A 234-nucleotide genomic window follows, 5' to 3' on the forward strand; every position below is an offset into this window, starting at 1 on the left:
CGACCCATCGGGTTGGAGGTGTCGATCACCGATTCCGTCACCGAACGGAAGGCGACCTCGTGCTGCTCGGCGAGATCCGAGACCGTCGTCATCGCGTGGCGGATGTCGCGGGACAGCCGGTCGATCTTCGCCACCAGAAGCACGTCGAAGGCCTTGGCCGCGGCGAGATCCAGCGCCTGCCCGAAGGCGGGGCGATCGGCGGGCCGGGTCGCGCCTGAGACGCCCGGGTCGGTG

1 protein-coding gene is annotated in these 234 nt (G+C 70.1%); it reads right to left on the minus strand.

Annotated features, from left to right (window positions below):
• On the minus strand, window positions 1-234 hold a 234-nt coding region (locus tag V0R37_RS23290; RefSeq protein ID WP_420376717.1), incomplete at both ends, for a recombinase family protein.

This window comes from Pollutimonas rozaliensis (assembly GCF_048751585.1).
In the GTDB taxonomy this organism is placed as follows: domain Bacteria; phylum Pseudomonadota; class Gammaproteobacteria; order Burkholderiales; family Burkholderiaceae_B.